The sequence below is a fragment of the Streptococcus mitis genome (genome assembly GCF_009496155.1).
Taxonomy (GTDB): domain Bacteria; phylum Bacillota; class Bacilli; order Lactobacillales; family Streptococcaceae; genus Streptococcus; species Streptococcus mitis_BQ.
In genome coordinates this window covers 1-6,146 of the sequence record NZ_WIJP01000030.1, presented here as the reverse complement: position 1 = coordinate 6,146, position 6,146 = coordinate 1, and the positions used below count along the sequence as shown (strand labels likewise).

Genomic DNA, 6,146 nt, shown 5'->3' with positions numbered 1-6,146 from the left:
CATAATCTTCCCCTTTCTAGATACAGTTTAACAAATAAAGAAGCTAATTGGGACTATTTCACCTATTCTGTCCCCTTTACCTCCTCAACTGCACAAAAAAGAGAGGACATGCCTCTCTCAGGGTTATTTTTCGTCATTCATTTTTGACTTAATTTCATCATAAGATAATGCATGTGATTCCTCTTCTACTGTTTCAGGCATCTTTCCTGTTTCAAAAAGAGATTTAATTTGTGTACTATCCAATGTTTCGTATTTCAATAATGCTTCTGCAATCAACTTGTGAGTTTCACGATTTGACTGAATAATTTCAGCAGCTTTATTTCGTGCTTCATTTAATAATGAACGAACCTCTTCGTCAATTTCATAAGCTGTTTGTTCTGAAATTGATTTTTGAGGGCTCTGTGCACCAAACATAGCATGGTTTCCTTCATATTGTACTGGGCCAAGTTTTTCACTCATACCGTACTCTGTAACCATTGCACGCGCCATTTGTGTCGCTTGTTCAAAGTCGTTTGAAGCTCCTGTAGTTTGGACATTAAAGATAATTTCTTCAGCTACACGTCCACCCATTAAGCCAGCTAATTGCTCTTTCATATCTTCTTTAGATAGAAGCATTTGATCTTCTTTAGGAAGTGCAATCATGTAACCACCTGCACGACCTCTTGGAACAATTGTGACCTTATGAACAACGCGGGCATTCGACAAGACTAGACCTACAATGGTATGTCCTGCCTCATGGTAGGCAACCAACTCACGTTCTTTTTGTGACACTGTCTTATCTTTCTTGGAAGGACCAGCAATAACTCTATCTTCTGCTTCATCAATATCTGAGGCATCAATGATTGATTTATTGCGACGAGCAGCGACTAAGGCCGCTTCATTCAAGACATTCTCTAAATCAGCACCAACAAAACCTGGAGTTTGTTGAGCCACTAATTTCAAATCAACATCTTCCGCTAAAGGCTTGTTCTTAGCATGAACTTTCAAGATTGCTTCGCGACCCTTAACATCAGGACGGCCAACCAATACTTTTCTATCAAAACGTCCTGGACGCAGAAGGGCTGGGTCAAGTACATCTGAACGGTTTGTCGCAGCAATGACAATAATCCCTTCATTTCCCTCAAAACCATCCATTTCAATCAAGAGTTGGTTCAAGGTTTGTTCACGTTCGTCATTTCCTCCGCCAAGACCAACTCCACGTTGACGTCCAACGGCATCAATTTCATCGATAAAGATGATAGCTGGTGCTGCTTTTTTAGCATCTTCAAAAAGAGAACGAACACGACTAGCTCCAACTCCGACAAACATTTCTACAAAGTCAGAACCTGAAATACTAAAGAATGGAACACCTGCTTCTCCAGCGACTGCCTTAGCAAGCAAAGTCTTACCTGTTCCCGGAGGTCCCTCCAGAAGGACACCTGCTGGAATACGGGCTCCAAGTTTTGTAAATCGTTTTGGATCTTTTAAGAATTCAACAACCTCAACTAGTTCTTGTTTTTCTTCCTCAGCTCCAGCAACATCTGAAAATCTTACTTTAATATCTTCTTTATTTGCGGCTTTAGCCTTACTACGTCCAAAACTCATTGGGTTACGGCCATTATTTCCTCCCATATTTCCCATCATAGAGAATAGGAAGAAGAAAAGAATACCGAATGGCACAATGGATACAAGAATATTAATCCACATACCACTTGAACTTTCATGCTTAACAGTTATTTCCGCTTTATGGTCAGAAGCAAGTTTTTGCAATTCAGATACTGTCGTATCTGAAGGAAGAATGATGCTTGAAAATTTCTCTACTGTTGTAGCAGAAGGAGAAAAGAACTGAATGCCTGTTTCTTCTTTACTTGTTTTAGGATTTTTATAGACACCTGAAACTTCGATAACACTGCCATTTGGTTGGTAAGTCAATTCTTTTACATTGTCATCGGTAATTTCTTTTACCAATTCTGTATAATTAATTTGCTCACTTTTCCCTGCAACACTACCTGTACTAAAATACTGGTAACCTGTAACTAGGAGAAAAATAAGTAATAACCATAGAAAAGGATTTTTAATTAAACCATTATTTTGTTTTTTCATTAAAAATTGTTCTTTCTAATTTGAATACACTTCTTCTTTCAATACTCCAACATAAGGAAGGTTACGATAATTTTCTTTGTAATCTAAACCATAACCTACTACAAACTCATTTGGAATAGTAAAGCAGGTATAGTCTGCCTCAATTTCTACAACACGCCCCTCTGGTTTATCCAACAAGGTTGCAATATTAACAGAAGCAGCTTCTCTTTCAATAAACATATCTCGTAAATTTTTCAAAGTTTGACCTGTATCAATGATATCCTCTACAAATAGAACATGTCTTCCTTTGATATCTTGAGTCACATCTTGCTTGATATTGATGACACCACTACTTGCTGTTCCACCATGGTAGCTAGAAACCATCATGAAGTCCATTTCAATATGTGTGTCGATATGTTTAACCAATTCAGCCATAAAAGGAATAGATCCTTTTAAAATCCCAACTAAAATTGGATTTTTTCCTGCATAGTCTTTGGTTAATTGAGCACCTAATTTTTTAGCAGCTTCTGTAATTTCATCGTGTGAAACGAGGATTTTTTTAATATCGTTTTCTAACATTTTTTTACCTATCTATTTTTTCTATATAAAGTACAGTGTTCATTATATCATTTTTCGTGTTTTTACTCAAATTACTGGTCGCAATTCCCAAAATTGAGACGATTTCACCAAATTGCTCAATAATCAGAGCAGATTTTCGCTTTTCCATAGGAATTTTCAAATCAATAAATAGACGTCTGAGTTTTTTTCTATGCCCATTTTGAATCAAAACATCTCCTGGTTTTCGATGACGAATGTATATGGATGTTTCGCGTGAAACAGGTATTTGTTGAACTGACTCACCTTCTAAAGGAAGTCCAAAGGAAAATAAATATCCTTGATAAGTAACCTGATTTTGATAGTGTAACACAAATTCATCTTCCTTTTCATCAGCCTGCGGACTGATTTTACAAATCTGAAACTTTTGATACTCTTTTATCAATTCATAGCCATTTTTAAGCAGATGACGATACTGGCTTTTAATTTTTAAAATCTGCCGAACTTCTTCAAACTGAGCTTTTGTAAGATTCAAATCTGGAAAACGATTCAGATAAGTTTGAAGTAAAACTCTTTGTGTCGACTCAGAGTAAGACAATAGTTGCTCTAAATTTTCTACATCAATATTCTTTGATAGTTCAGCTATTGCCAAATCATAATCTAAAATTTCATTGCCGAGACTTAAGATTGCATCCCTAAATCGAGGATTTTCTTTTTCCAATTCTGGTAAATAAGAGTTTCGAATACGATTGCGAAAATAATGATTTTCCTGATTTGATATATCTTCAAAATGAAAAATTGATGGAAAGTCTTTTTTCTGAAAATGCAAGAATGGACGAATGATTTCTATTTCCCCAACTACTTGCTTCTCCTTAATTCCTGATAGATAGCGCAAGCGAGTACCTCGAATCAAACGCATCAAAATCGTTTCCACCTGGTCATCAGCATGGTGGGCAGTGACCAAGGCTGTCGCACCTGTCTTTTTCATGACCTCTTGAAAAAAATCATAACGAAAATCTCGAGCACGCGCTTCTGAAAATTCACCTGAAAAATTGCTGATATAAATAGGAAGCTCTGCTTTAGCAGCCAACTTCCTTAATTCCTTTTCTTCCCAATCTGATTCTACTCTCTGCTTATGATTCACATGAGCTAGAATCAATTCAATTTCTAACTCTTTTTGATACGTAGATAATACCTTAAATAGAAACATAGAATCTAATCCACCAGAAATAGCTAACACCACCTTAGCATGTTTTTTAAAATATTCTCTCTTGAGAAAATGATTTAAAAAATCTTGTTCCCTCATTTTAGAACCTCATAAACATCCTTGGCTATCTGAGAAATCGTATCATAATCAGAATTCTTAGTGAAAATAGAAAGAATAAATGGAGAATCTGCATAGACAACACCTGTATCATGCTCAAATTCGTCCGCATCCCCAATTTTATGAGCTACATTCACAGAAACACCTTTGGCAATTCTCTCATTATCAAAATCTGTTTTAGTCAAAGATTCCAATACAAATCCATTTTGATTATAAATGGCTTCCATAACCTTCCCAGCCATCTTGGAAGAAATCAATTTTTCTTTTGAATCCCAATCATCTCCCATAATGGCAGACATCTTGGATTTGAATGTGGCATCAGATTGGTTTGAAATGTAATATCCCAATAGATTATGAGCTACATTATCCGATTCTTTTGATACTTTCGTAATTAAATCTTTTAGAGAATACTCTTTATTATCCTCTTTTTTAGGAAGACTACCACTTCCCTCTGGTTTATAAGAACCTGGAAAATCATTAACTGCTGATACGTATTTCACAGTCGAATCTAACTGATACAGACCATCATTTATTTTTTCTTGCGTATAGTAGAGATAAGGGAGTTTTAAAACACTAGCTGCATACATCTTTTCATCTTGATTGATACCAGCTTCTTTTCCAGTAGTCAGTTGCTTAACATAAATAGAGAAAGAATCTTTTTGATATTTTTCAGATAACATTTCTTGGACTTTACTCATCCGATTATCTTCTTCAGAAGTTGACTCTTTATCCACCCATCCAGCCTGATCAATATGTAGAAATTCTTTTCCTTCTACAAACATGGTCTTATCGATTGATACCTGCGAATAAGCTGATAAGGATGATTTCACCTCTTTTAAATCATAAGGACTATTATACAGTTTAAAACCTGATTCTAACCATACTTTTTTTATTGTTGGAGTTACCTCTGACTGATCATATAAAAATCGTTTGTCTGCAGCTATAAATTGATGGTTGGATAACTTAAATACTGGAATTCCTTGTTTATTTAAGCGCCACTCGGTTATTTGAAAACTTGTTTTAGGAGTCAATTTTCCAGATTCTACCACTAAATCTTCATTTGCATAGACAGGAACTTCTCCATAAACCATAGGAATACTTAGCTTTTCTCTAAAATAAATACCAAAGTCAGATTGTGAAAGGTAATAAATTTCTTTCGAAGTATAGACGACTTCTTTTTCTGTGCTAACAACTTTTGAAATGGTCAAAAAACTCGGTAGCAACAAAATAATTAAGAATTTACGCATTCTTCCTTTCCTTTTCTTCTTGTAAACGCAATAATTGATTTTTATCAGCTAGCTCTTCCAGCTTTTCATCCGATAGACTCAAAAATTGCTCTATTACATCTAATAAATTTTCCATTTTATCACCTTGGAAGCAAGTCAGGAATCGTATAAACGGCTTCCCGATTCTTAGAATAATAATATTTTGCACGCATGTATTTAGCAGCGTAATCTTCATCTTTCAACTTTGTAGCAAAAGCGGTCTCTTTCTCCTTCTCCTCACTCAAGGTTTGATACTGAGTTTGCAAGTCTGATAACTGTTGACGTCTTTGGAGTAATTGGTGATAGCTTTGAGCAAGATTATAAGTTGGTAAAATGAACAATAAAATCATCAAAATCAGAACCCAACCCATGAAACGATTACGTTTTTGTCGTTCTTTCATCAGATAGCGACGACGTTGGTGCTCATTTTGAATAAAAGAATTATTCAATTGTACGATATTTTTAGACATTTTCTTCTACCCGTGTTTCACTGATAACTTCATACATACCTGCTGCATCTTCTTTTTTTGTACTATCTTTCATCTCTAGTACTTTGACAAGTAGCAACTTATTGCCAAAACGAATTTCAACTTGATCATTAACTTTCAAATCCGTTGAACTTTTGGCCAAGATTCCATTCACCTTGATTCTACCTTTATCAGCTACTTCCTTTGCGACTGTACGACGCTTGATAATTCTTGATACTTTTAAATATTTGTCTAATCTCATTTTTATTACCTCAAATTATTATTGTACCATTTTTATCAATTTTATAGAAGAAAAATGTTAAAGGGAATTGCCTTCTTTTGACTCTGGTAACTTTTCAAAGTAACTTCCACTTGCCCAATCGAAGTGGAAATTAGTCTAAAACGGATTTTTATGGTGGAATTAAGTATGAGACGTTTGAGTTAGAAATGAGGTCCACTATGACAAAACATAAA

At 35.2% G+C, this 6,146-nt stretch carries 7 protein-coding genes; all 7 read right to left on the bottom strand.

Annotated elements, in window-relative coordinates; genetic code table 11:
- Nucleotides 1-123: 123 nt before the first annotated feature.
- The 7 genes from ftsH to GEZ84_RS10385 are packed head-to-tail and all read right to left on the bottom strand — an operon-like array spanning nt 124 to nt 5,934.
- Complete coding sequence (gene ftsH, locus GEZ84_RS10410; RefSeq protein WP_153224479.1) at nt 124-2,082, bottom strand: ATP-dependent zinc metalloprotease FtsH; 1,959 nt, start codon at nt 2,080-2,082, stop codon at nt 124-126.
- A gap of 15 nt (nt 2,083-2,097) precedes the next feature.
- A complete protein-coding gene (hpt, locus tag GEZ84_RS10405) occupies nt 2,098-2,640 on the bottom strand; it encodes a hypoxanthine phosphoribosyltransferase (RefSeq protein ID WP_000892177.1) in 543 nt (180 codons plus the stop codon).
- A 4-nt stretch (nt 2,641-2,644) separates the two neighbouring features.
- The gene (gene tilS, locus GEZ84_RS10400) at nt 2,645-3,922 is read right to left on the bottom strand and encodes a tRNA lysidine(34) synthetase TilS (protein WP_153224478.1); all 1,278 of its coding nucleotides are present in this window, start codon (nt 3,920-3,922) and stop codon (nt 2,645-2,647) included.
- Nucleotides 3,919-5,187, bottom strand: coding sequence for a serine hydrolase (locus tag GEZ84_RS10395; RefSeq protein WP_153224477.1), 1,269 nt, complete (start codon nt 5,185-5,187; stop codon nt 3,919-3,921). The genes tilS and GEZ84_RS10395 overlap by 4 nt, the downstream gene beginning before the upstream one ends.
- Nucleotides 5,180-5,302 (bottom strand): SP_0009 family protein, encoded by a 123-nt coding sequence (locus GEZ84_RS11030; protein ID WP_000429334.1) that lies wholly within the window; start codon nt 5,300-5,302, stop codon nt 5,180-5,182. The genes GEZ84_RS10395 and GEZ84_RS11030 overlap by 8 nt, the downstream gene beginning before the upstream one ends.
- A 4-nt stretch (nt 5,303-5,306) precedes the next feature.
- Nucleotides 5,307-5,675: a septum formation initiator family protein gene (locus GEZ84_RS10390; RefSeq protein WP_000041905.1), complete on the bottom strand. Its 369-nt coding sequence runs from the start codon at nt 5,673-5,675 to the stop codon at nt 5,307-5,309.
- A complete protein-coding gene (locus tag GEZ84_RS10385) occupies nt 5,668-5,934 on the bottom strand; it encodes an RNA-binding S4 domain-containing protein (protein WP_153224476.1) in 267 nt (88 codons plus the stop codon). Before GEZ84_RS10385 ends, GEZ84_RS10390 begins: the two co-directional genes overlap by 8 nt.
- Between the last annotated feature and the right edge of the window lie 212 nt (nt 5,935-6,146).